General features: G+C 68.9%; 21 protein-coding genes. 15 read left to right on the top strand and 6 right to left on the bottom strand.

What is annotated here, in order from left to right; translation table 11 throughout:
• The first annotated feature begins 106 nt into the window (after positions 1 to 106).
• From NPA30_RS04910 to NPA30_RS04880, 7 genes are all read left to right on the top strand, one after another.
• Positions 107 to 829, top strand: coding sequence for a GntR family transcriptional regulator (locus NPA30_RS04910; protein WP_256801246.1), 723 nt, complete (start codon positions 107 to 109; stop codon positions 827 to 829).
• 30 nt (positions 830 to 859) lie between these two features.
• Positions 860 to 1,834 (top strand): TRAP transporter substrate-binding protein, encoded by a 975-nt coding sequence (locus NPA30_RS04905; protein WP_256801245.1) that lies wholly within the window; start codon positions 860 to 862, stop codon positions 1,832 to 1,834.
• 70 nt (positions 1,835 to 1,904) lie between these two features.
• The gene (locus NPA30_RS04900) at positions 1,905 to 2,411 is read left to right on the top strand and encodes a TRAP transporter small permease (RefSeq protein ID WP_256801244.1); all 507 of its coding nucleotides are present in this window, start codon (positions 1,905 to 1,907) and stop codon (positions 2,409 to 2,411) included.
• Positions 2,408 to 3,685 carry a TRAP transporter large permease gene (locus NPA30_RS04895; RefSeq protein ID WP_256801243.1) on the top strand — a complete coding sequence of 426 codons (1,278 nt, stop codon included), beginning with the start codon at positions 2,408 to 2,410 and terminating at the stop codon, positions 3,683 to 3,685. The genes NPA30_RS04900 and NPA30_RS04895 overlap by 4 nt, the downstream gene beginning before the upstream one ends.
• A 10-nt stretch (positions 3,686 to 3,695) precedes the next feature.
• The gene (locus NPA30_RS04890; protein WP_256801242.1) at positions 3,696 to 4,751 is read left to right on the top strand and encodes an L-idonate 5-dehydrogenase; all 1,056 of its coding nucleotides are present in this window, start codon (positions 3,696 to 3,698) and stop codon (positions 4,749 to 4,751) included.
• Between the two features lie 269 nt (positions 4,752 to 5,020).
• Complete coding sequence (locus NPA30_RS04885; protein WP_256801241.1) at positions 5,021 to 6,244, top strand: acyl-CoA dehydrogenase; 1,224 nt, start codon at positions 5,021 to 5,023, stop codon at positions 6,242 to 6,244.
• A gap of 344 nt (positions 6,245 to 6,588) precedes the next feature.
• On the top strand, positions 6,589 to 8,454 hold the full coding sequence (locus NPA30_RS04880) for a glycoside hydrolase family 15 protein (protein ID WP_256801240.1): 1,866 nt from the start codon (positions 6,589 to 6,591) through the stop codon (positions 8,452 to 8,454).
• Positions 8,455 to 8,542: 88 nt separating this feature from the next.
• On the opposite strand, the gene efp is transcribed toward NPA30_RS04880, so the two are convergent.
• Entirely contained in the window at positions 8,543 to 9,112 is a 570-nt protein-coding gene (efp, locus tag NPA30_RS04875; protein ID WP_256801568.1) for an elongation factor P, read from the bottom strand.
• Between the two features lie 120 nt (positions 9,113 to 9,232).
• On the opposite strand from efp, the gene epmA reads away from it, so the two are divergent.
• Positions 9,233 to 10,285: an EF-P lysine aminoacylase EpmA gene (gene epmA, locus NPA30_RS04870; protein ID WP_256801239.1), complete on the top strand. Its 1,053-nt coding sequence runs from the start codon at positions 9,233 to 9,235 to the stop codon at positions 10,283 to 10,285.
• The gene (locus NPA30_RS04865) at positions 10,282 to 11,352 is read left to right on the top strand and encodes a lysine-2,3-aminomutase-like protein (protein ID WP_256801238.1); all 1,071 of its coding nucleotides are present in this window, start codon (positions 10,282 to 10,284) and stop codon (positions 11,350 to 11,352) included. Before epmA ends, NPA30_RS04865 begins: the two co-directional genes overlap by 4 nt.
• 28 nt (positions 11,353 to 11,380) lie before the next feature.
• On the opposite strand, the gene NPA30_RS04860 is transcribed toward NPA30_RS04865, so the two are convergent.
• Positions 11,381 to 11,875, bottom strand: a complete 495-nt coding sequence (locus NPA30_RS04860) for a hypothetical protein (RefSeq protein WP_256801237.1) — start codon at positions 11,873 to 11,875, stop codon at positions 11,381 to 11,383.
• Positions 11,876 to 11,954: 79 nt separating this feature from the next.
• Between NPA30_RS04860 and NPA30_RS04855 the strand changes: the two genes are divergently transcribed.
• The 3 genes from NPA30_RS04855 (at position 11,955) to NPA30_RS04845 (ending at position 14,784) form a co-directional block, all read left to right on the top strand.
• Entirely contained in the window at positions 11,955 to 13,028 is a 1,074-nt protein-coding gene (locus tag NPA30_RS04855; RefSeq protein WP_256801236.1) for a serine/threonine protein kinase, read from the top strand.
• 233 nt (positions 13,029 to 13,261) lie between these two features.
• Positions 13,262 to 13,840: a hypothetical protein gene (locus tag NPA30_RS04850; RefSeq protein WP_256801235.1), complete on the top strand. Its 579-nt coding sequence runs from the start codon at positions 13,262 to 13,264 to the stop codon at positions 13,838 to 13,840.
• 224 nt (positions 13,841 to 14,064) lie between these two features.
• On the top strand, positions 14,065 to 14,784 hold the full coding sequence (locus tag NPA30_RS04845) for a response regulator transcription factor (RefSeq protein WP_256801234.1): 720 nt from the start codon (positions 14,065 to 14,067) through the stop codon (positions 14,782 to 14,784).
• Here NPA30_RS04845 and NPA30_RS04840 read toward each other — a convergent pair.
• From NPA30_RS04840 to NPA30_RS04830, 3 genes are all read right to left on the bottom strand, one after another.
• Positions 14,762 to 17,452 (bottom strand): ATP-binding protein, encoded by a 2,691-nt coding sequence (locus NPA30_RS04840; protein ID WP_256801233.1) that lies wholly within the window; start codon positions 17,450 to 17,452, stop codon positions 14,762 to 14,764. The two genes, NPA30_RS04845 and NPA30_RS04840, sit on opposite strands and share 23 nt — an antisense overlap.
• Positions 17,453 to 17,698: 246 nt before the next feature.
• Positions 17,699 to 17,917 carry a hypothetical protein gene (locus tag NPA30_RS04835; protein ID WP_256801232.1) on the bottom strand — a complete coding sequence of 73 codons (219 nt, stop codon included), beginning with the start codon at positions 17,915 to 17,917 and terminating at the stop codon, positions 17,699 to 17,701.
• Positions 17,918 to 17,941: 24 nt separating this feature from the next.
• Positions 17,942 to 18,226 (bottom strand): hypothetical protein, encoded by a 285-nt coding sequence (locus NPA30_RS04830; RefSeq protein WP_256801231.1) that lies wholly within the window; start codon positions 18,224 to 18,226, stop codon positions 17,942 to 17,944.
• Here NPA30_RS04830 and NPA30_RS04825 point away from each other — a divergent pair.
• Complete coding sequence (locus tag NPA30_RS04825) at positions 18,210 to 18,983, top strand: hypothetical protein (RefSeq protein WP_256801230.1); 774 nt, start codon at positions 18,210 to 18,212, stop codon at positions 18,981 to 18,983. The genes NPA30_RS04830 and NPA30_RS04825 overlap by 17 nt on opposite strands.
• Positions 18,980 to 19,120 carry a hypothetical protein gene (locus NPA30_RS04820; RefSeq protein ID WP_256801229.1) on the top strand — a complete coding sequence of 47 codons (141 nt, stop codon included), beginning with the start codon at positions 18,980 to 18,982 and terminating at the stop codon, positions 19,118 to 19,120. Before NPA30_RS04825 ends, NPA30_RS04820 begins: the two co-directional genes overlap by 4 nt.
• Positions 19,121 to 19,186: 66 nt before the next feature.
• Here NPA30_RS04820 and NPA30_RS04815 read toward each other — a convergent pair whose 3' ends face one another.
• A complete protein-coding gene (locus NPA30_RS04815) occupies positions 19,187 to 20,089 on the bottom strand; it encodes a dienelactone hydrolase family protein (RefSeq protein WP_256801228.1) in 903 nt (300 codons plus the stop codon).
• Positions 20,090 to 20,247: 158 nt separating this feature from the next.
• Here NPA30_RS04815 and NPA30_RS04810 point away from each other — a divergent pair, with 158 nt between their 5' ends.
• Positions 20,248 to 23,055: an ATP-dependent helicase gene (locus NPA30_RS04810; protein ID WP_256801227.1), complete on the top strand. Its 2,808-nt coding sequence runs from the start codon at positions 20,248 to 20,250 to the stop codon at positions 23,053 to 23,055.
• The last annotated feature ends 429 nt before the right edge of the window (positions 23,056 to 23,484 follow it).

Raw genomic sequence — 23,484 nt, 5'->3', positions numbered from 1 at the left:
CACTCTCACCTTTCCCAAGTTCGGCTCCGGTCTACCAGAGGGCCGACCAGTTGACTAGTATGGTAGTATCCACTTAGGTAGCGCCGAACCGGGTGGGAGGAAGGCCGTGCTGGCATGGGCGAGCGACAGCGAGGAGGCATGGGACGCGGCGGCGCCGATCGGCCCGCAGCTCCTGCGCAGCCTGCGCGGCCGCATCGTGCGGACCGAGCTGTCGCCGGGCGCCCGGCTATCGGAGCAGGACGTCGCGGCGATCTACCGGCTGTCGCGCCAGCCGGTGCGCGAGGCCTTCATCCGCCTCGCCGAGGAGGGTCTTGTCGAGATCCGCCCGCAGCGCGGCACATTCGTGCGCAAGATCTCCGAGGACGAGGTCATGGATGCCCGATTCGTGCGCGAGGCGATCGAGGCCGACATCGTGCGGGCGGCAGCCCGACAGGCCGATCCCGCCCTGGTCAGGGAACTGCGCCACCTCGTGGAGCGGCAGGCGGCGACCGCGGATGGCGACGCCTTCGCCTTCATGCGGCTCGACGAAGCCTTCCATCGCCTGATTGCCGACGCCGCCGGACGGCGCCGCGCCTGGACGATCCTGCAGACCATCAAGGCCCAGATGGACCGCGTGCGCTACCTGACCGCCGCCGAGTTCCCGAAGGATCTGCTGATCACCCAGCATCTGGCGATCGTTGCCGCCGTGGAGACGGGCGACGCCGACAGTGCGGAGGCGGCGATGCGCCAGCACCTGCGCAAGATTCTCCAGGATCTGCCGGCGATCGTCGCCGCGCATCCGCTCTTCTTCGAGCCCGGCGCATCCGCCGCGGCCGTCGAAGCCGATTGACCAGAAGCCTGCAAACGGGAGGAACCACGCATGCTGAAACAGATCGTCCGAAACGCCGTTATCGCCGGAGCCGCGGTGATGCTTCTCGCCGGCACCGCGAGCGCGCAGGAGCGCGTGCTCAAGCTCGGCCATCTCGCCAACGAGCAGAACCCCTGGCACAAGGCCTCGCTGAAGTTCGGCGAGGAGCTGTCGAAGCTCACCGACGGGCGCATCAAGGTCGAGGTCTACCCGAACGACTCGCTCGGCAACGAGATCGACCTCATCAACGGCATGCAGCTCGGTACCGCCGACATGACGATCACCGGCGAGAGCCTGCAGAACTGGGCGCCGAAGGCCGCGCTCCTGGCGATCCCCTACGGCTATTCCTCGCTCGAGGACGTCGATAAGGTCGCCGGCGGCGAGATCGGCAAGGAGATCGAGCAGCAGATCGTCGAGAAGGCCGGCGTGCGCCCGATCGCCTACTTCCCGCGCGGCCCGCGCGACCTCACCTCCAACCGCCCGATCAAGACGCCGGACGACCTGAACGGCCTGAAGCTGCGCGTGCCGAACGTGCCGCTCTTCGTCGGTGTGTGGAAGGCCGAGGGCGCCTCGCCGACACCGATGGCATTCTCCGAGGTGTTCACCTCGCTGCAGAACGGCACCATCGACGGCCAGGAGAACCCGCTGTCGCTGATCGACTCGGCGAACTTCAACGAGGTCCAGAAATACGTGAACCGCACCGAGCACGTGCGGTCGTGGATTTACCTGACGATCTCCGAGCTCGTCTGGCAGCAGCTCTCGCAGGACGACCAGAAGGCCGTGATGCAGGCCGCCAAGACGGCGCAGGACTACGAGCGCCAGCTCTTCCTCGACGACGAGGCCTCGCTCGAGAAGAAGCTGAAGGACAAGGGCATGACCTTCGTCGACGTCGATCAGGCCGCATTCAAGGCGAAAGCCAAGGACGCGGTGCTCGCCAACGTGAACGACGAGATCAAGCCGATCGTCGAGAAGCTCTTCGCCAACTGAGCCGCCGACATGGCATCGCGGCGCGTCGATCCGGCGCGCCGCGGCGCCCTTTGCTGAACCGGAGGACCGGATGATCCGCAAGCTTGAGGATGCCTTCGTCGCGATCTGTCGCGTCGGGACGGGAGTCGGGTTCGCCGTCCTGATCGGCTCGGTCCTCGTCCAGGTGGTCGGGCGCTCCATCCTGAACGCCTCGCCGCCGTGGACCGAGGAGCTGACGCGCTTCGCCATGCTCTGGATGGTCGCCTTCGGCACCGGCCTGTCGCTGCGCTCGGGCGACCTCGTCAATGTCGACCTCTTCTGCGAGGCGATGCCGGGCCGCGGGCCATGGATGCTGCGGCTGGTCTCGGCCGCCCTCGTCACCGCCTTCTGTGCCGTCCTCCTCTATCCGGCCTGGTTCTACGCCTCGATCGGCGCGCGCCAGACCTCCCCGGTCCTGCGGCTGCCGATGGACTGGATCTACGTCTCCATCCTCGTGCTCCTCGCCGTCCTGATGCTCTTCGCGCTCCTGCGCGTCGTTTCGATGCTGGCCGGCCAGAGCGACGGGCTGCCGCGCCTCAACCCCGAGAAGCAAGAATGAACCTCGCCATCCTGCTCGGCGTCTTCGCCGGCGGCCTCGTCGTCGGCGTGCCGGTCGCGGTCACGCTCGGGCTCGCCTCGCTCGCCTACATCCTCGCGGCAGGGCTCCCGCTCGCGGTCATCCCGCAGAAGATGTATGCCGGCATGGACGTCTTCGTGCTCCTGTCGATCCCGGGCTTCATCCTGGCCGGCAACCTGATGAACCACGGCGGCATCACCGAGCGAATCGTGCGCCTCGCCAACGCGATGGTCGGCTGGCTGCGCGGCGGACTCGGGCTCTCCAACGTCGCCGCCTCGATGCTGTTCGGCGGCATTTCCGGCACCGCCGTCGCCGACGCCGCCTCGATCGGCTCCGTGATGATCCCCGGGATGCGCAAGGCCGGCTATCCCGCCGACTTCTCCGCCGCCCTCACGGCTGCGGCCTCCACCGTCGGGCCGATCATCCCGCCCTCGGTACCGATGATCATCGTCGGTTCGATGTCGGGCATCTCGGTCGGCCAGATGTTCATCGCCGGCGCCATTCCCGGCGTGCTCCTCGGCCTCGCGATGATGGTGACCACCTATGTGGTGGCGGTTCGACGTGCCTTCCCGCGCCAGCCCTGGGAAGGGTTCGGCGAGCTGGCGCGCGGCTTCCTCGGCGCCTTTTGGGCGCTGTTCATGACCGCGCTCATCGTCGGCAGCCTGCTCTGGGGGATCATGACGCCGACCGAGACGGCGATCGTCGCCTCGGCCTATGCCTTCGTCGTCGGCGCCTTCGTCTACCGTGAACTGCCGCTGCGCCAGGTGCCGGCGATCCTGATCAACTCGGCCATCGCCTCGGCCGGCATCCTCGCCCTCGTCGGCTTCGCCAACGTCTTCGGCTGGATCCTCGTCTCGCAGCGCATTCCGCAGACGATTGCGGACGGCGTCCTGTCGCTGACCGACAACAAGTATGTCGTGCTGCTGCTGATCAACGTCTTCCTGCTGATCGTCGGCATGTTCATGGAGACGATCGCGGCGCTGATCGTGCTGTTCGTGCCGCTGCTGACGCTGGCGCAGGGGGTCGGCGTCGACCCCCTGCACTTTGCCATCGTCGTCGTCCTCAACCTGATGATCGGCCTGACGACGCCGCCCGTCGGCGTCTGCCTGTTCCTGTGCGCCAACATCGCCCGTCTGCCGCTGACCCCGGTGATCAAGGCGATCGCGCCCTTCCTCGTCTGCAACATCCTGATCCTGTTCGTCGTGACCTACGTGCCGCCTATCGCCACCTGGCTGCCGGGTCTCCTCTTCAAGTGAGCGCATCCGCATGAGCACCACCATCACCGAGACCCGCGTCTGCCGGCTCTATGGCCAGGGCGACCTCCGGCTCGAGACGGACACCGTCCGCGCGCCCGGCCCGGGCGAGGTGCAGGTCGCGGTGAAGGCCGGCGGCATCTGCGGCTCGGACCTCCACTACTTCCAGGATGGCGGATTCGGCCCGATCCGGGTGCGCGAGCCGATCATCCTCGGCCACGAGGCGGCGGGCGTCGTGGCGATGCTCGGGAACGGCGTGACCGGTCTCACCGTGGGCCAGACCGTCGCGATCAACCCGAGCCGGCCCTGCGGCCACTGCCGCTTCTGCCGCGAGGGCCACCCGAACCACTGCCTCGAAATGCGCTTCTTCGGCTCGGCCATGCGGATGCCGCACGAGCAGGGCGCCTTCCGCGACCGCATCACCGTCGATGCCGCGCAGTGCGTGCCGCTCGGCGCCGACCGCTCGCCCGCCGAAGGCGCATGCGCCGAGCCGCTGGCGGTCTGCCTGCACGCGGCAAACCGCGCCGGCGACCTCGAGGGCAAGCGCGTGCTGGTCACCGGGGCCGGCCCGATCGGTGCTCTCTCGACCGCCGTCGCCCGCCATCGCGGTGCCGCCGAGATCGTCGTCACCGACCTCCAGGATCACGCCCTTTCGGTGGCCCGCGCAATGGGCGCGACCACGACCGTCAACGTCGCCGCCGAGCCGGAGCGGATGGAGGCCTACACCGCCGACAAGGGCAGCTTCGACGTCGCCTTCGAATGCTCGGCCGCCGCGCCTGCCATCGCGCAGGCCATCGCCTGCGTGCGTCCCCTCGGCCGGATCGTCCAGGTCGGCGTCAGCGGCAACCAGCCTGTGCCGATCAATGCCCTCGTCGGCAAGGAGATCGAATTCGTCGGCACCCACCGGTTTCATGCCGAGTTCGCCGAGGCGGTGGACCTGATCGACCGCGGCGCGATCGACGTGCGGCCGATCATCACCCACAGCATCGGGCTGGACGAGCTCGGCACGGCCTTCGCCATCGCGGGCGATCGCAGCCAGGCGGTCAAGGTGCAGCTGCGCTTCGACTGACACAGGCGCTGCCAGCAAGTAGAATACTTCATATAAATCAGATACTTGTGTCACTGTTTTCTCACCTCGCCTGAGGGGTGAATGCCGTGTCCGGCCCGGTCTCGAACGGGCGGGTCATCAGCAAACCCTGGCTCGCGCGTTCCCGATAGAGGTGAACGCCGCTATGGTCGGGCCATGGCGCCCGGCATCGTCGCGACCGGCCGAAGTCCGAACCCGTCGGGCAGGCCGAACGCGCGTTCCGGCCGGCGCCGCCAGGGAGGAGACCGACCATGTCCGCTCGCCATGCCGTGCCCGACCCGGCGCCTGCCGCTTTCGACTGGGCCGAGCCGTTCCGGCTGGACGACCAGCTGAGCGAGGACGAGCGGCTGATCCATGAGACGGCGTGCGCCTTCGCGGAGGAGACATTGCGTCCGCGCGTCGTCGACGCCTACGCGCGCGAGACCAGCGATCGCTCGCTGTTCGAGGCCATGGGAGAGCTCGGCCTGCTCGGCGTCACCCTCCCCGAGCATTACGGCTGTGCCGGCGCCTCCTATGTCGCCTACGGTCTCGTCAACCGGGCCGTCGAGGCGGTGGATTCCGGCTACCGCTCGATGATGAGCGTCCAGTCCTCGCTGGTGATGTATCCGATCTGGGCGTTCGGCGACGAAGCGCAGCGCAGCCGCTATCTGCCGAAGCTCGCCCGCGGCGAATGGGTCGGCTGCTTCGGCCTCACCGAGCCCGACGCGGGCTCCGACCCGGCCGGCATGGCGACGAGGGCCGAGCGCGTGGCCGACGGCTGGCGGCTTTCCGGCAGCAAGATGTGGATCTCCAACGCACCGATCGCCGACGTCTTCCTGGTCTGGGCGAAGGTGGTCGACACGGGCCCGCCGGACGACGGCAAGGTGCGCGGCTTCATTCTCGACAAAGGCACGCCCGGCCTGTCGGCACCGAAGATCGAGGGCAAGCTGTCGCTGCGCACCTCGGTCACCGGCGAGATCGTCATGGACGGCGTCGTGGTGCCGGAGGCGGCCATGCTGCCGAACGTCACCGGGCTGCGCGGGCCGTTCTCGGCGCTCAACCGGGCGCGCTACGGCATCGCCTGGGGCACCATGGGCGCGGCGGAGGACTGCTGGCACCGCGCGCGCACCTACACCCTCGAACGCCGGCAGTTCGGCCGGCCGCTCGCCGCGACGCAACTCGTCCAGAAGAAGCTCGCGGACATGCAGACCGAGATCGCGCTCGGCCTGCAGGCGGCGTTGCGCGTCGGCCGGCTGTTCGACGAGGGCAAGCTCGCCCCGGAGATGATCAGCCTCGTCAAGCGCAACAACAGCGGCAAGGCGCTGGAGATCGTCCGCACCGCGCGCGACATGCATGGCGGCAACGGCATCATGGGCGAGTACCACGTGATGCGCCACGCCCAGAACCTCGAGACGGTGAACACCTACGAGGGCACGCACGACATCCACGCGCTGATCCTCGGCAAGGCGCAGACCGGGCTGCAGGCCTTCGGCTGACCGCGCCAAGCACCGCGGTGCGGATGCGGGCGGCACCGCATGCCGCCGTCCGGCTGCGCCTGCAGCACAGGTCGGCGTGGGCACCGCGCCGCCTTGACCGCTGCACCGCACTCCTTAGGTACGGGACCCACCCCGAGCCGAGCGCGCGCCGCTCGTAAGAGTTCATTCAAACTTATCCGTTCCCATAGGCAGCAGTCCCTCGTCAGTATCCTCGGCTGTGTTCGTATAGCATACGAACTTCATCCCCCTGATCCCTGACGACCGAGCAGAAAGCGCCACTACAGCGTCTTCTGCATTCTTGAGACTGTGCTTTGGAGGACGATACGATGCTGAGTCGGACGCCAATGTCAGAGCTGATCAACCGCCGCAGCCAGGGCAAACGCCACATCGACGACTACGCGCTGATCGGCGACTGCCAGAGTGCGGCGTTGATTTCGCGGGCCGGCTCGATCGACTGGCTCTGCTTTCCCCGGTTTGATTCTCCGGCCGTCTTCGCCTCGCTGCTCGGCACGCGCGAGCAGGGCTACTGGCAGATCCGCCCCTGTGACGATTTTCACGTCACCCGCGGCTATCGCGACGGGACGCTGATTCTCGAAACGACCTTCGAGACGCGCACGGGCTGCGCCACGGTCATCGACTTCATGCCGCCGGACGACGGTCTCGCCAATGTCGTGCGGATCGTCGTCGGAGAGCACGGCAGCGTCGAGTTCGACTTCGACCTCGTCATGCGCTTCGACTACGGCCGGACGATCCCCTGGGTCAGCCGCGTCGACGATCACACGATCACCGCCATCGCCGGCCCGGACCTGATGACGCTGCGCTCGCCGGTCGAGCTGCACGGCGAGGATCTCCACACCGTCGGCCAGTTCAGCGTGGCGGCCGGCCAGCGGCTGATCTTCAGCCTGACGCACCAGGCCTCGAATCTGCCGCCGATTCCGGCCACCGATCTGGAGCACGCCCTCACCGACACAGAGGCCTTCTGGACGCGCTTCTCCGCGCGCTGCCCCGACGTCGGTCCCTACACCGAGGACGTCAAGCGCTCGCTGATCACGCTGAAGGCGCTCACCTACAGGCCGACCGGCGGCATCGTCGCCGCCGCGACGACCTCCCTGCCCGAGACGATCGGCGGCGTGCGCAACTGGGACTATCGCTACTGCTGGCTGCGTGACGCGACGCTGACGCTGATGGCCTTCATGGACCTCGGCTACTACGAGGAGGCCGAAGCCTGGCGCGACTGGCTGATGCGGGCCATCGCCGGCGACCCGGCGCAGATGCAGATCATGTACGGCGTCGCCGGCGAACGGCAGCTGCAGGAGTGGGAGGTGCCATGGCTGCAGGGCTTCCGCGAGTCCGCCCCCGTGCGGGTCGGCAACGGTGCCGCCTCGCAGTTCCAGCTCGACGTCTATGGCGAGGTCGCCGACATGCTGGCGCAGGCGCGTGCCGGCGGTCTCGCGCCGCACCCACGCACCGCCGGCATGGCCGAGGCGATCGTGCCGTTCCTGAAGAAGGTCTGGCGCCAGCCGGACGAAGGCATCTGGGAGGTGCGCGGCCAGAGCCGGCACTTCGTCCATTCGAAGGTCATGGCCTGGGTGGCGTTCGACCGCATGGCGCGGATGCTCTCGACGAGCGAGAGCGGCGCCGAGGACGCAGCGAAACTTCGGATCGTCGCCGACGAGATCCATGCCGACGTCTGCGCCAACGGCTTCGACCCGGAGCTGAACAGCTTCACCCAGTCCTACGGCTCGAAGGCGCTCGACGCGAGCCTGCTCCACATCGTTCTGACCGGCTTCCTGCCGCCGGACGACCCGCGCGCGATCGGCACGGTCGACGCGGTCGAGAAGCACCTGATGCGCGACGGCTTCGTGCTGCGCTACGACACCGGCGACACCGACGACGGGCTGCATGGGGAGGAAGGCGCCTTCCTCGCCTGCTCGTTCTGGCTGGCGGATGCCTGGATCAAGCTCGGCCGCTACGAGGACGCGACGCGCCTGTTCGAGCGGCTGCGCGTCCTGCAGAACGACGTCGGGCTGCTCGCCGAGGAGTATGACCCGAAGGGCCAAGAGCAGCTCGGCAACTTCCCCCAGGCCTTCAGCCATGTCGGGCTCATCATCACCGCGCTCAACCTGGTGCGCAGCAAGGGACCGGCGGACGAGCGATCCGAGGGCGACCATTGTGACGGGAAGGCCGAAGCCGCGCTCGAGCTGACCTGACCGCCCGTCGCGGGATCAGCGCTCCGGGTCGCTGCGCGAGGAATGCAATGCATTGACGCCGGCGGGAGCGGCCGGCGCCGGAGCGGGCTCAGTCCTTGGCGCGCTCCACATAGGAGCCGTCGGCGGTCATCACCACGACGCGGGTGCCGGCACTGATGTGCGGCGGCACGGTGGTCTTCACCCCGTTCGACAGGATCGCCGGCTTGTAGGACGACGACGCGGTCTGGCCCTTCGTCGTCGGCTCGGTCTCAACCACCTCGTAGGTGGCGCGCTGCGGCAGCTCGATCGAGATCGCGACGCCGTTGTGGACCGCGACCTGAACCGGCATGTTCTCCTGCAGGTAGGGCGCGGCATCGCCGACGACGCTCTCCTGCACGGCGACCTGATCGAAGGTCTCCGGGTTCATGAAGTGGAACCCCTCGCCGTCGCTGTAGAGGAAGGTGTGCTCGCGCTCCTCGACATAGGCGCGCTCGACCTGCTCGGTCGTGCGATAGCGGTCGGACACCTTCACGCCGTCGGAGATGCGCCGCATGTCAAGCTGGGTCACGGGCGTGCCCTTGCCGGGGTGGATGTTCTCCGCCGACAGAATGACGTAGAGCTTGCCGTCGTCGCGCTCCACGACGTTGCCTTTGCGGAGCGAGCTGGCGATCACCTTCACCACGAGCGTGTTTCCTGCGTTTCGATGTTGACGAAGCGGCCGGAACCGCCTTTTGGGGACCGGGCCTAACCCATCTTTCGCGCCTTCGCCAGCACCTTCGCGCGAATCCGGACCTGCCGCATGACCTCAGCTTCCCCCTTCTGGGCCCCGCACGTTCACGCCGACCGCCGGCCGCGCCTCCTCGCCCGCAACCGGCTGAAGGCAGCGCTGCGCGCCTGGTTCGAGGCGCAGGACTTCGTCGAGGTGGAGACGGCCGCCCTGCAGGTGTCGCCCGGCAACGAGGCGCATCTGTCCGCCTTCGCAACGCAGGCCCTGCTGCCCGATGCCATGGGCCAAACGCTTTACCTCCACACCTCGCCGGAGTTCGCCTGCAAGAAGCTCCTCGCCGCCGGCGAGACGCGGATCTTCAGCTTCGGGCCGGTGTGGCGCAACCGGGAGCGCGGCGCCCTGCACCATCCCGAGTTCACCATGCTCGAATGGTACCGGGTTCACGAGGGCTACGAGGCGCTGATGGAAGACTGCGCCACCCTCCTGCGCCGCGCCGCCGACACCGCCGGCACGGAGCGTTTCGCCTTCCGCGGCCGCGCCTGCGACCCGCGCGCGGCGCCCGAGCGGCTGACCGTCGCCGAGGCCTTCGATCGCCATGCCGGCATCGACCTCCTTGCGACCGTGAATGGGGACGGCGGCACCGACGCCGCGGCGCTGCGCGCCGCGATGCAGTCGCAAGGGCTGCGCGCCGCGCCCGACGACGGCTGGGCGGATCTCTTCTCCAAGGTGATGGTCGAGAAGGTCGAGCCGGCGCTCGGCATCGGCCGGGCGACCATCCTGTGCGACTACCCCGTCGCCGAAGCCGCCCTCGCTCGCCGCTCCGGGCGCGACCCCCGCGTCGCCGAGCGCTTCGAGCTCTACGCCTGCGGCGTCGAACTGGCCAACGGCTTCGGCGAGCTCACCGACGCCGCCGAGCAGCGCCGCCGCTTCGAGGCGGAGATGGACGAGAAGGAGCGCGTCTATGGCGAGCGCTATCCGCTGGACGAGGACTTTCTTGCCGCGCTTGCCTCGATGCCGGCCGCGAGCGGCATCGCCCTCGGATTCGACCGGCTCGCGATGCTGGCGCTCGGCGCGGCGCGCATCGAGGACGTGATCTGGACTCCGGTCGCGGGAGGCGCAGCGTGAACCGGCCGCTGCGCAGCCCCGCCGACCTCGTCGCGGCGGGGCTGACACCCGAGACGGCACTGTCGGCGCTGGAGCATGTCGCGTCCCGTTACGCCGTGGGCATCACGGCCGACATGGCGGCGCTGATCGAAAGCCCGGACGACCCGATCGGCCGCCAGTTCGTGCCACGCCCCGAAGAGCTGGACACGCAGGACGAGGAGCGTTCCGACCCGATCGGCGACGCGGTGCATTCGCCCCTGCCCGGCATCGTCCACCGCTACCCGGACCGGGTGCTCCTGAAGCCGCTGCACGTGTGCCCGGTCTATTGCCGCTTCTGCTTTCGCCGCGAGGTGGTGGGACCGGAGGGCGCGGGCAGCCTGACCGAGGCCGAGCTCGACGCGGCGCTCGGCTATATCGCGGCCCACGACGAAATCTGGGAGGTCGTCGTCACCGGCGGCGATCCGTTCCTGCTGTCGCCGCGCCGGCTCGGCACGATTGCCGCACGGCTGGCGCAGATCGGGCACGTGAAGGTCCTGAGGCTGCATACGCGGGTCCCGGTCGTGGAGCCGGCCAAGGTCGACGAAGGCCTAGTCGCGGCCCTCAAGCGGTTCGGCGGCGCCGTCTTCGTCGCCCTGCACGCCAACCACCCGAGGGAGTTAACCGAGGCCGCCCGGGCGGCCGTCGCCCGACTGGTCGATGCCGGCATTCCCATGGTCAGCCAGTCGGTGCTGCTGAAGGGCGTCAACGACGACGTTGCGACGCTCGGCGCTCTGATGCGCTGCTTCGTCGAGAACCGCATCAAGCCGTACTACCTGCACCAGGGCGACCTCGCGCCGGGGACGAGCCATCTGCGCACGGGTATCGACGAGGGCCAGGCGCTGATGCGGGCGCTTCGGGGCCGCTATTCCGGCCTCTGTCAGCCCGCCTACGTCCTCGACATTCCCGGCGGCCACGGCAAGGTGCCGGTCGGCCCTCTTTACGCGGAGGCGACGCGGGCCGGTGGCTGGGCGGTGGTCGACCCCTCCGGCGGACGACACCACTATCCGCCGCCAAGCGGCGGCAACGACGACGGCCGCAGCGGGCTCTAGCCGACATGGAGCCGACGGGTCGGAAGGCTCAGGCGGCCCACACCGCGAGGCAGCCGGGTCGCTCTCCCGTGAACGGGTCGCGCTCCGGCAGACGCAGCGTCTCGATGGCCTTTACGGCCTCCGCCATGTCGATCTCGCCGGGACGGGTGATGGCGCCGCTCTGGCCGGGTGGGTAGCCGCCCACCACGGCGAAGTCCGACGTCCCGGACAGACGTTTGTGTCCGACGCCGGCGGGCACGACGACGCCGACGCCGGGGACCATCGCCAGCACGATCCCGTCGTCCCCGCCAAAGCCGATATCTGCCGAACCCGCGACGCAGATCAGCACCTCGTGGCCGGTGACGTGGAAGTGCCAGAAGTCGTAGACGGTGTAGGTCCACGTGCCCTGCCAGCCGTGGGTCCGCAGGAGTGCGTGCGTCGCGTCTGCGGCCGGATCCGGTACCGCGTCGCGAACCACGACGAGCGGCAGCGCGCTGTTCGGGACGTCCGCGGCGGGTGGCAGAATGTGGTGTTCGGCTGACATGGCGGCTCGCTGACGGCTTGGACCTGGTGACGGATTCAGCTACGTCGCTCAGCCAACGATGGTTCCGAACGGTCAAATCATGGCGACCCGCGCCAATTCCCCTGCTCCGCCCAGCCGTTTCGAGCTGCGCACCGTCCTCAAGCGCGACGTGTTCAGCGAGGTGTCGTACGGACACTTCGTCGACGATCCGCAGACGGTCGTCACGCGTCGCCGGGTGTCGCATGCCCGCCCGTGGATCCGCTGGCTCGCCTGGTTCCTGGCCCGGCGGGAGATCGCCGCGCTGCGTCGTCTCGACGGCGCCGAGGGCACCCCGCGCCTGCTCGGGGTGGATCGCGACGGGCTCTATCGCTCCTGGATCGAGGGCGCGCCGCTGCACGTCGCCAAGCCGATGGGGAACGAGGCCTATTTCCGCGACGCCAAGCGGCTGCTGCGCCAGTTGCACCGACGCGGCATCACCCACAACGACCTCGCCAAGCCGCAGAACTGGCTGATGACCACCGAAGGCCGCGCGGCGCTGATCGACATGCAGCTCGCGACCGTGTTCAGGCACCGCGGCAAGCTCTTCCGCCTCCTGGCGCGCGAAGACCTGCGCCATCTCCTCAAACAGAAGCGCAGCTTCTGTCGGGCGGCGCTGACGCCCGCCGAGAAGCGGATGCTCGCCGCCAAGAGCCTGCCGGCGCAGGTCTGGATGAAGACCGTCAAGCCGCTATACAACCTCGTCACGCGCGGGCTCTTCCGGTGGTCCGACGGCGAAGGCACCAAGGATCGCATGGACACCGACGGCAAGGTCATCCGGGCGCGGCTCGAGGCCGAGCCGGCGGTGCAGGCCGCCGCGCTGTCGGTGTTCCCCTACCCCAAGCGCGCCGGGGTCGGCCTCTACGCCTTCGTCGAGCCCGCCGGTGCGATGATGGCGAGCGCGGTGGAGAAGCGGATCGGCGGCTGGAGCGATCCGAAGCCGGATCTCGTGCAGTGTGTCGCTGCGCTGCCGCGTGACGCCGACGGACGGATCCGCGAGGATCTCCTGCGCCTCGTCGCGATCAACCAGGTCGACGAACTCGACCGTCTGCGCGAGCGCGATCCGCAGCTGCACGCGCTGATGCGCGCGATCGCGGCCGACCGGCGCAACCTGACGGACCGGCGCCTGCGGAGTTGACGCGCCGGGAAGCGAACTTGCGGCAGACGTGGTGTCGACCTGTCGACCTCGATCGATCAGACGGCGCCGCCACCCCGTATCGCCTGCCTCTTAGCGTCGGGAGAGACGCGGCAGACAGCAGCAAAGCCATGCTTGCGAAACAGTCAGAGCCGCAGACATCAGCAAATCGACGGCCCGCGTTGCTGCCAGCGTAACATCTTGTCTGTACTTCTGCCGATGGAAGGAGACGAGTGATGTTCTCGATCGGCGGAACCATCTCATATGTGCTTTGGCTGCTCTACGGCGGCAGCGCCACCACGAGCTCGACCAGCCCCTCCCCCTCGACATCGACGGCTCCGGCGTCCGACCCCGAGCCGGCCGCCATCGCTGCCGCGACCGAGCCCGCGACGGAGAGTGTGCCCGATGTGGCGGCGACCACCTCCAACGCAGCGGCGGGGTCTGCCGCGACGGCCGCGACCACCTATACGTCCGCGCGCGGCACCGTTGAGAGCGTCGCGAACGGCAGGATCGTCGCCGCGTTGTTCGGCACCGGCGAGACGCGGGACGCCGAGGTCGCGCAGGCAGAGGTCGCACGCAACATGGCGCGTTCGGCCCGCGCGGCGCGCCGCTTCGAGTTGATCCTCCAGGACCTCGGGCGCGCCGACACGGCGGCCGCCGCACAGGTGACGCCGCTGTTGACCGCACTGGCCGACAACGCCGATCTCGACCGGTCGGCCGCACAAGGACAGGACGCGTCGATCGAATGGCACCATCTGGAGAAGGACCGCGGCTACTCGCTTGCAAGACAGATGTATCGGGAGAACTCCGGGTAACCCGCACGACGGGCGATGGCCGACGCGCAGGTCAATGCGAGCAACGGACGGTGTTCCGGCGGACCGGCGCCAGATGACGCTGCGGCAGCACAAGCCGCTGACTTGCCTGAAGCTTTTCACGCCGGAAGAGCATCGAGGACAGACTGCCGCCTCCCGATTGTGCGCTTAGCAAGCCTCTGTTACGACCGATCCTGCAACGCAGGATGGTGAATCTCAGAGCCGGCATGGACAACGCCAGGAAGCATATCGTGATCGTCGAGGACGCGGATCTTCAGCGGGAGGCCGTCGCAGAATATCTCACCCGCGCAGGCTTCGAGGTGTCGCAGGCCGCAAGCGGCGCGGAGCTTCGCGCGGTGACCAGGGCACGCAGCGTCGACCTTGCCATCGTCGACCTGCAGCTGCCGGACGAGGACGGATTCAGCATCGTGCGGCACCTGCGCGAGGCGCAGCGTTGCGGCATCATCATGCTGACGGCCAACGACGATCCGACCGACCGGGTGGTCGGTCTCGAACTGGGCGCCGACGACTTCCTGGTCAAGCCGCACCCGCCGCGCGAACTGCTGGCGCGGGTGCGAAGCGTCATTCGTCGCCTGGCCGAGGCGGCGCCGGCCACGACCCCGACCGCGCAGTCCCCGCTCGGCGCCGTCGGCGACTGGCACCTCGACGGCACCCGCCGCTGTCTGGTGGGACCGGACGGCGGTTCGGTGGACCTGACGGCCGCGGAGTACGCGCTGGTGCGCGAACTCGCCGGACGGCCGGGTGAAGTGCTCGACCGCGACCACCTGATGCGCGTCGTGTTCAACCGCGCCTGGCAGTACGAGGACCGCAGCATGGACGTCCTGGTGACGCGTCTGCGCCGCAAGCTCGAACCGACCGGCCAGGCCGGCCGCATCAAGTCGGTACGCGGCACCGGCTATGTCCTCAGCGGCCAGGACCTGCACTGACTGCGGCCGGCGCTTCGGAGCCGGCTCTGACGTCGCCCGCCCGCGCGTTCGACAGCAGCCGCATCCGCGCCAGTGCCCGCGAGCAGGTTTCAAGCACGGTCTGCAGCGCCGCCTCGACGTCGCCACCCTGTGTCTTGCACGCGCGCTCCAGTTCCCGGCAGGCCAAGGCAAGGCCGGTGAAGCCGATGGCACCGGCGGAAGAGATCAGCCGGTGCGCGGCTTCCGGCAGCGCCGCGTCTCGATTGCGGCCAAGGCGCTCGAGCGTTGCGACCATGGCCCTCAGCTCCTCGAAAGCCCTGTCGATGCGCGCCGGCCCGAGAACCTCCAGCATCTCGCCATAGGTCTCCGAGTCGAACTGGGGGTCAGGGGCCGCCTCCGGCGACGGGGCAGCCGTCGGTCCCCCGTCCGAGCCAGCGGCCGTCTCGGGCAGCCACATCTGCAGCGTGGCGAGCAGGCAGTCCCGTTTGATCGGTTTAGCGATGACGTCGTCCATGCCGGCGCCACGAAAACGCTCCACCTCCTCGCACAAGACGTTGGCCGTCAGCGCCAGGATCGGAGTCGGCCGGACGCCGCGCTCCCGCTCGCTCGCGCGCAGCGCGCGGGTTGCGGCGACACCGTCCATGCCCGGCATCTGGATGTCCATCAGGATGAGGTCGAACCTGCCGTTCTCGAAGGCCGCGAGGGCCTGATGCCCGCACACGGCCTGCGTCACTCGGTGACCGCCGGCCTCCAGCATGGCGGTCGCGATCTCGCGGTTGATCGCCAGGTCCTCCACCAGCAGAACGTGACCGGTCTTGTGGCCGCCGGTCCCGGAGGACAGCACGGCGCGGGCACTCTGCGGCGCCGCGGACGCCGGCAGATCGAGCGTCAGCAGGAAGCGCGACCCGCGCCCGAGCTCGCTGCTCACCTCGATCCGGCCGCCCATCATGACCGCCAGCTGCTGTGAGATCGCCAAGCCGAGCCCGCTGCCTCCGAAGCGTCGCCCGATCGAGCTGTCCGCCTGTGAGAAGCGCTTGAACAGCAACTCCAGCTGCTCGGGCGACATGCCGAGGCCAGTGTCGGCCACTTCCAGTGTCAGCGCGTCGGCGGATCCTGACAGACGGCGGCGCACGTTGATCTCGACGCCGCCGGCGCTGGTGAACTTGACGGCGTTGTTCAGCAGATTGAGCAAGATCTGACGCAGACGGCCCTCGTCGCCGCTGACATGCTGCGGCACGTCGCCGAAGGTGCACACCAGACTGAGGCCCTTGCCGGTGGCGCGCGGCTCCATCATCGCGACGCAGGTCAGCACCAGCGCGTGCAGGTCGAAGGGCACGTCGCAGATCTCCACCCGCCCTGCCTCGATCTTCGACCAGTCGAGAACGTCGTCGATCACGGTCGTCAGCGCAGAGCCGGCCGTCTGGATCAGCTGGACGCGGCGCCGCACGTCGGTCTTCAGGTCCGGCACGTCGAGGATCAGGTCGGCGAAGCCGAGAATGGCGTTCAGCGGACTGCGGATCTCGTGCGACATGGTGGCGAGGAAGTCGGTCTTGGCCTGCATCGCCGCTTCGGCCTTCTGCTTGGCGTCCTCCAGCTGCCGGGTTCGGGTCGAGACGCGATCCTCCAGGCATTCGTTGGTGCGACGGAGCTCGTGCTCGCTGCGGCGGACGCGCTCGAAGGCCTCGTTCAGCGCGGAGGCAAGCGTGCGCGCCTCGCGGTAGGTCCCGGCCGCCGGCGTCGCTGCGGCGTCGCGTCCGAGCAGGCCGGACCCGGCGCTCGTTGCCAGCCGCTGCAGCGGCCGGGCGATGAGGCTTGCGATGAACCGGCCGAGAAAGCCCGACAGGATCACCAGAGCGATGCCGGACACCATGATGACCGCTTCGGCGCGACGCACCGGTGCGAGGGCCGTCTCGACCGGCTGGCGCGCGACCACCGACCAGCCAAGACCGGCGAAGCTACGAAAGCCGCGGGTGCGCGAGCTCGCGCTGACATACGCCGGATCCTTGGGGTCGAGCCGCGTGTCGAGCAGCGATCGCGGGCCGAGGATGACGGTGCCGTTGTCGGCGGTGATCAGAAGGTCGGACAGATCGAGCGAGGGCACCGTGTTCAGGACCTGGCGCCGGACATCGTCCGCCCAGCTCCAGCTGAGATGTGCCGCGAGAACCCCCGAGAGGTTTCCGTCGACGTCGTAGACAGGCGCAGCGACATCGACGAACCGCAGCATCTCCGCATCCGGCGGCGCGAGGTATTTCTGCAGCAGCTTGGCTTCGTGCACGTCGAGCCCGACGGGCGCCCTGCGGCCTGCGGCGAACCACTCGCGCTGCGACACGTCGGCCCCCTCGAGAAGACCGCCGGTCGACACGATCACCTTGCCGTCGAGCCCGGCATAGCCGATCCAGGCATAATTCGTATCCTCGCGCTGCAGGCTCTCCAGATAACGGCGCTGGCTGTCCTCCCGCCCCGGCGTGAACAGATGCGGCAGCGCCGCCGCCTGCACGATGTCGTTGAGACGCTCGTACATGTGGAAATCCAGCCGCTCGCTCATCTGGTCGGCAGCCTGCGAGAGTTGGCGCTGCACGCCCTGCTCGAGCGCTGCGGAGGTGACGAGGTGGGCGATCAGGGCCATCGCCGCGATGAGCGCGACAGCGAAGGTGGCGAACAACAGGAACAGGCAACGCCGCAACGACATTCGAGAACTCCCAAAGCGCCGTCAGATTACCCAGCATGTCTTAAGAAGCCGGTTGTGCGGCTCGACCCGGCACACGCCAACCCAGCAGATCGACGCACTCGCCCAAGCACCCGTTGCGTTACATTCTGAAACAGACAGCGCTCGACAAACCCGGGAAAGACATCTTCTGTATCCATGCGTGGACGCATGACACAGTGAAGGAGGTTTTGGTCTCTGAAGCTTGCTTCCTTCAACAATGATACGGAGTCATTGCGGCAATTGCTCATCGCCAGACAGCTTCGACTTCAGGTTCTCAGGGCCATTGTCCTCCTGCAGCCAGACACGGCAGACACGAGAGGAAGCAACAATGGGCCTCATCACCAGTTCGCTGAAGAGCAGCACCCCCGTCCTTGCCGCTGCCGCGAGCCAGACGACCGCAACCGCCAGCACCGCCACCACCGGCACGACCCAGACGGTCGGCAGCACCGTCCAGGCGACCTCCCCCACCGCCTACACCGGCGTGTCCAGCGCCGTCTCGACGATCTCGCCGCAGCTGGCATCGGCGATCGGGATGACCTCGCCATCCACCGCCTCCACTTCGTCAACCGCCTCCACGTCTCCGGCGTCTTCCACGCCGTCGGCCACCGGCGCCGCCTCGCCGAGCAGCGAACCCTCTGCCAGCTCCGGCACGTCCACGCCGCCCGCCTCCACGACGACATCCCCGGCAACGGCCTCGACCACCACGACCGCGGCGACCTCCGCTCCGGCAACGAACGAGATGCAGGGCGCGGCCACGACGCCGCCTGCGGCGAGTGAAACACCGAGCCCCGCGCCGACGTCTGCCCCCGCAGCCGCTACCGCCGAGCCGACGGCAAGCGCCGCCCCCACCACCACGCAGGCTCCCGTCGCGGCCGCCGAACCCGTGACGACCGCGCCCGCCACAACCGAAGATGCAGCGCCCGACGCTGCTGCCACGCCGACTGCGCCGGCCGCTCCGTCTGCTCCTACCGCTCCTGCGGCCGATCCGGCCGAGACGCAGAGCGCTGCCACGGCCGCCGAAGAGCCGGTGGCGGCGGCACCGGCCGCGCCGGCGGAAGCGGAGGCGACGGTCTCTGCGGCGCAATCCGCTGCCGCGCCGGCCGTGGCCGATGCCGCAGAACCGGCTGCGACGGCGGCGTCTGCCGCCACCCAGGCGGTCGCGGCAGAGGAGGCGAGCGTGAAGGATCTGATCCGGGCGCTGGAGACGCTGGCCGCGCCGCGCAGCAGCCGCACGAGCTTCGAGGTGCCGGAGGCCGACGACCAGGCGCAGGACAAGGTCCGCCGGATGGCGCTCGGCGTGCAGGCCGGCAACCGCTTCGAGGCCATGCTCCGTTCGATGGACGGCGCCGCCACGACCGCACGCGGCACCGACGCTACCGCCGAAGACGATCCCCGTCCCGGCATCGATACCGCGGAGGCCGGACGCATGAGCGGCAACATCGACTGGAACTGGCTGCAGAGCAGCGCCGTCAGCAGCCAGGCTCGCCAGGCCTACCTGGAGAACGCCGCATGAGCGCCGTCACCACCAGCCAGAACCTGTTCCTCGATCCGGAAGAGGAATTCGATCCCCTGCTGGCCAACGCGCTGGCCGCACTGATGGCGATGGAGGTTTCGCTGATCCTGATCCACGCGCTGGTTCACACGCTGTGACCCGCCCGGCCCGCCGGTTTCAACCGCGGGCCCGGGCGCCGTTCGGCGCGGGCCGGGTGCGCCGGGTCAGCCCGCAAGCTTCGCCTTGAGGAACTCCACCGTCCGGCGCCAGGCGAGATCGGCAGCGCCCTTGTCGTAGCGTGCCTCGGAGGTGTCGTTGTTGAAGGCGTGGTTGGCGCCCTCGTAGACGAAGATCTGATGCTCGACGCCGGCCCCCTCCAGCGCCTCGCGATACGCCGGAATGCCAGCATTGATGCGCTGGTCGAGCCCGCCATAGTGCAGCATCATCGCCGCGTGGATTTTCGGGACGTCCTCCGGGTCGGGTTGCCGGCCATAATAGGCGACGCCGGCCTGCAGGCCCGGCGAGAAGACGGCGAGGTCATTGACGAGCCCGCCCCCCCAGCAGAACCCGATCGCGCCGACATTGCCGTTGCTGTCCTTGTGTGCGGTCAGGAAGTCCACCGCCTTCGCGGCGTTGCGGGTCGTCGCAGCGCCATCGAGGGCGGCGATCGCCGCGCGCGCCTGATCCTCGTCATCGGGCGTGCCGCCCGAAGGCGACAGGAAGTCCGGCGCGAGCGCCAGGAAGCCTTCGAGCGCGAGGCGACGCGCGATGTCCTGGATGTGGGCGTTGAGGCCGCGATTCTCGTGGATGACGACGACCGCGGGAAACGGCTTCGCCCCAGCCGCCGGCTCGGCGAGATAGGCCTTGATCTCGCCGGTGTCGCCCGGAACGGTCGTCCAGACGGAGCCCACCCGCCCATCGTCCGGCGCCACGATCGCCGCCCTGGCCCGGTTCGCCCCGAGCACGGGAGCGATGGCGGCGGCCGCCGCTGCCGAGCCGGCAAGGCCGGTGAGCCGCGCCATGAAGCCGCGCCGGTCGAGCGTCAGATGCGTGTACTCGTCATAGGCGTCGATCATCGCCTGAGTGATCTTCGGCGTGTCCTGCATCAGGTCCTCCGGTCGTGCCATGCCTCCCGCGTCGCGCTCGGGCACGCCGCGTCTCACGACAAGATGACGCGTCGATGATCCCTGTCGAGCCGGCGCGAGCTGTGGAGAGGCCGCCTGCCCGCTTTCGCCCCGGACCTCGTTCCTCTAGTGTTCTCAGCGGAATCCCTTAAGTAGGCGGCATGAACGACTTCGATGAGCGCGCGGGCGCTGCGCCCGCTCCCCGCACGGGCGGCATCGCCGCAAGGGCGCTGGCGGCGCGCGGCCAGGCCGCCCAGACGGCCACGCCGGACTACCTCGCCGGCCTCAATCCGGAGCAGCGTGCCGCGGTCGAGACCACGGAAGGGCCGGTGCTGGTTCTCGCCGGCGCCGGCACCGGCAAGACACGCGTGCTCACCACCCGCATCGCCCACATCCTCGCCACCGGCCGCGCCTATCCCTCGCAGATCCTCGCCGTCACCTTCACCAACAAGGCAGCGCGCGAGATGAAGCAGCGCATCGGCCTCCTCGTCGGCGAGCAGGTGGAGGGCATGCCCTGGCTCGGCACCTTCCATTCGATCGGCGTCAAGATGCTGCGGCGGCACGCCGAGCTTGCGGGCCTCAAGACCAACTTCACCATCCTCGACACCGACGACCAGATCCGGCTGATCAAGCAGCTGATCCAGGCCGAGAACCTCGACGACAAGCGCTGGCCGGCCCGTACCTTCGCCAACATGCTGGACGGCTGGAAGAACAAGGGCCTGACGCCGAAGGACATCCCGGAGGGCGACGCGCGCGCCTTCGGCAACGGCAAGGGGCGCGAGCTCTACAAGGCCTATCAGGACCGTCTTCTCAGCCTCAACGCCTGCGACTTCGGCGACCTTCTCCTGCATCCGATCGCGATCTTCCGCGCCCATGCCGACGTGCTCGCCGAGTATCACCGGCGCTTCCGCTACATCCTCGTCGACGAGTATCAGGACACCAACGTCGCCCAGTATCTTTGGCTGCGGCTGCTCGCGCAGCGGCCGGAGACGGCGCGGAACGCCGCTTCCCCCTCATCCAGCCCTTCGGGCCACCTTCTCCCCGCCGGGGAGAAGAATGGCGCGAGCCTTCCAGCTACGGAGCCCGGCACCGACTTGGCTGCGACATCGACGCCGCATTCTTCTCCCCGCCGGGGAGAGGTCCCGGCAGGAGATGAGGGGTCGCGCGACAGACCAGCGCGTCCCACAGCCACCGTCAATGTCTGCTGCGTCGGCGACGACGACCAGTCGATCTATGGCTGGCGCGGCGCCGAGGTCGACAACATCCTGCGCTTCGAGAAGGACTTTCCGGGCGCGACGGTGATCCGGCTGGAGCGCAACTACCGCTCCACCGCCCACATCCTCGGCGCCGCCTCGCACCTCATCGCGCACAACGAGGACCGGCTGGGCAAGACGCTCTTCACCGACCATGCCTCGCCCGAACACGACAAGGTCGAGGTCAACGCCGCCTGGGATTCGGAGGAAGAGGCCCGGGCGCTCGGCGAGACGATCGAGCAGCTCCAGCGTCAGGGTCACGCGCTGAACGACATGGCGATCCTGGTGCGCGCCTCGTTCCAGATGCGCGAGTTCGAGGACCGCTTCGTCACGCTCGGCCTCAACTATCGCGTCATCGGCGGCCCGCGCTTCTACGAGCGCATGGAGATCCGCGACGCTCTCGCCTATTTCCGCGCGACGGTGCAGCCGGCCGACGACCTCGCCTTCGAGCGGATCGTCAACACGCCGAAGCGCGGGCTTGGCGACGCGACCGTCCGGCTGCTGCACGACCATGCGCGCCTGAAGAGCATCCCGCTGCTCGCCGCGGCCGGCGAACTGGTGCAGACCGAGGAGTTGAAGCCGAAGGTCCGCGCCACGCTGAAGAGCCTGACCGAGAGCTTCCGTCGCTGGGCTGAGCTGTCCGAGACGGTGCGCCACACCGAGCTCGCCGAGACGATCCTGGAGGAAGCCGGCTACACCGAGATGTGGCAGAACGACCGCTCGGCCGAGGCGCCGGGGCGGCTCGACAACCTCAAGGAGCTGATCCGCTCCATGGAGGAGTACGAGTCGATGCGCGGCTTCCTGGAGCACGTCGCGCTCGTCATGGACGCCGAGCAGAACGAGGACCTCGACGCGGTCTCGATCATGACGCTGCACTCGGCCAAGGGACTGGAGTTCGAGACGGTGTTCCTGCCCGGCTGGGAGGAAGGCCTGTTCCCGCACCAGCGGGCGCTCGACGAAGGCGGCCGGTCCGGCCTCGAGGAAGAGCGCCGGCTCGCCTATGTCGGCATCACCCGCGGCAAGAAGCGGGTGAAGATATGGTTCGTCTCCAACCGGCGCATCCACGGGCTTTGGCAGTCGACGATCCCGTCGCGGTTCCTCGACGAACTGCCGGAGGCGCATGTCGAGGTGGTGGAGCCGTCGACGTCCTATGGCGGCTACGGCGCGTCCGGCTTCGGCGGCTACGGCGCCAGCCGCTGGGACCAGAACGCGTTCTCGACCTCGTCCTACAACACGCCGGGCTGGCGCAGGGCGCAGGGTTCGGGCGCCGGCGGCCTCGGCAACTATGGCGACCGCTCCGGCCACCGCGACCGCTCGATGCGCTACGACGAGGACGGGGTGAAGGCGAAGGCCGACCGCTATGCCGCCGGTTCGGGTTTGGGCGGCGGCGCATCTGGCGGAGCGCGGAGCGCGGCGGCCGATGCGCCAGGTTTTGCCGGCCGCATGGGCTCCGCCGGACGCGGTCACAACCAGCCGCCGAAGAAGGGCGCCGGGCTCTACTCCGCCGCCAGGGCGGGCGGCCCGCGCGAGATCGCCGGCGAACTTGTGGCGAAGTCCGTCGCGACCGAGGCCAGCCGCTTTTCCGAGGGCGACCGGGTGCTGCACCTGAAGTTCGGACCGGGAACGGTCGCCAATGTCGAGGGCAACAAGCTGACCGTCGACTTCGACAAGGCCGGCCAGAAGCGGGTGCTCGACAGCTTCGTCGAGCCGGCGTGAGGGACTGAGGGCGGGCTGAACGAGGACGGGCTGAACGACGGGCGCAGCTCTCGCCTCGTCATCCCGGCCTGAGCCGGGATCCATGCATATCCTCTCCGATGTTGCGGCGGTGGAAGAAGCGCTCCGGCGAGACGTTCGTCGTTGATGCCCTGCCGCTGCAAAGCCGATGCCTGGATCACGGCTCAAGGCCGGTGCGATGATCTTCCCAAGGTCCCGGCGCACCTGCGCCGCAGGTGACGCGGCCACCCGCCGATGGATGGCGACGCACGATCGGGAAGGCCGAAGCGGAGGCCTGGATCGGGTCCGCCGTTGCGCAGCGACCGCCAGCGAGGTGCAGACAATCTGCTCTGTTGCGCTTACTGATTCTACACTCTTCACGGCTTAGTGTCCGCCTCCGGCACACGCGCTGCGCGTGATGACGGCAGCCGC

The sequence above is a fragment of the Mangrovibrevibacter kandeliae genome (assembly GCF_024519155.1).
Lineage (GTDB): Bacteria > Pseudomonadota > Alphaproteobacteria > Rhizobiales > Rhizobiaceae > Mangrovibrevibacter > Mangrovibrevibacter kandeliae.
The sequence above is the reverse complement of the archived record's forward strand: the minus strand, read 5'-3'. Positions and strand labels throughout refer to the sequence as shown.

Bases quoted from the DNA above. Each gene is read 5' to 3' on its own strand.
- NPA30_RS04890 (WP_256801242.1), top strand. From the start codon at position 3,696: ATGAGCACCACCATCACCGAGACCCGCGTCTGCCGGCTCTATGGCCAG.
- NPA30_RS04810 (WP_256801227.1), top strand. From the start codon at position 20,248: ATGAACGACTTCGATGAGCGCGCGGGCGCTGCGCCCGCTCCCCGCACG.
- NPA30_RS04820 (WP_256801229.1), top strand. From the start codon at position 18,980: ATGAGCGCCGTCACCACCAGCCAGAACCTGTTCCTCGATCCGGAAGAG.
- NPA30_RS04860 (WP_256801237.1), bottom strand. From the start codon at position 11,875: ATGTCAGCCGAACACCACATTCTGCCACCCGCCGCGGACGTCCCGAAC.
- NPA30_RS04840 (WP_256801233.1), bottom strand. From the start codon at position 17,452: ATGTCGTTGCGGCGTTGCCTGTTCCTGTTGTTCGCCACCTTCGCTGTC.
- NPA30_RS04825 (WP_256801230.1), top strand. From the start codon at position 18,210: ATGCAGGGCGCGGCCACGACGCCGCCTGCGGCGAGTGAAACACCGAGC.
- NPA30_RS04850 (WP_256801235.1), top strand. From the start codon at position 13,262: ATGTTCTCGATCGGCGGAACCATCTCATATGTGCTTTGGCTGCTCTAC.
- NPA30_RS04815 (WP_256801228.1), bottom strand. From the start codon at position 20,089: ATGGCACGACCGGAGGACCTGATGCAGGACACGCCGAAGATCACTCAG.
- epmA (WP_256801239.1), top strand. From the start codon at position 9,233: ATGACCTCAGCTTCCCCCTTCTGGGCCCCGCACGTTCACGCCGACCGC.
- NPA30_RS04895 (WP_256801243.1), top strand. From the start codon at position 2,408: ATGAACCTCGCCATCCTGCTCGGCGTCTTCGCCGGCGGCCTCGTCGTC.
- NPA30_RS04900 (WP_256801244.1), top strand. From the start codon at position 1,905: ATGATCCGCAAGCTTGAGGATGCCTTCGTCGCGATCTGTCGCGTCGGG.
- NPA30_RS04885 (WP_256801241.1), top strand. From the start codon at position 5,021: ATGTCCGCTCGCCATGCCGTGCCCGACCCGGCGCCTGCCGCTTTCGAC.
- NPA30_RS04845 (WP_256801234.1), top strand. From the start codon at position 14,065: ATGGACAACGCCAGGAAGCATATCGTGATCGTCGAGGACGCGGATCTT.
- NPA30_RS04905 (WP_256801245.1), top strand. From the start codon at position 860: ATGCTGAAACAGATCGTCCGAAACGCCGTTATCGCCGGAGCCGCGGTG.
- NPA30_RS04880 (WP_256801240.1), top strand. From the start codon at position 6,589: ATGTCAGAGCTGATCAACCGCCGCAGCCAGGGCAAACGCCACATCGAC.
- NPA30_RS04855 (WP_256801236.1), top strand. From the start codon at position 11,955: ATGGCGACCCGCGCCAATTCCCCTGCTCCGCCCAGCCGTTTCGAGCTG.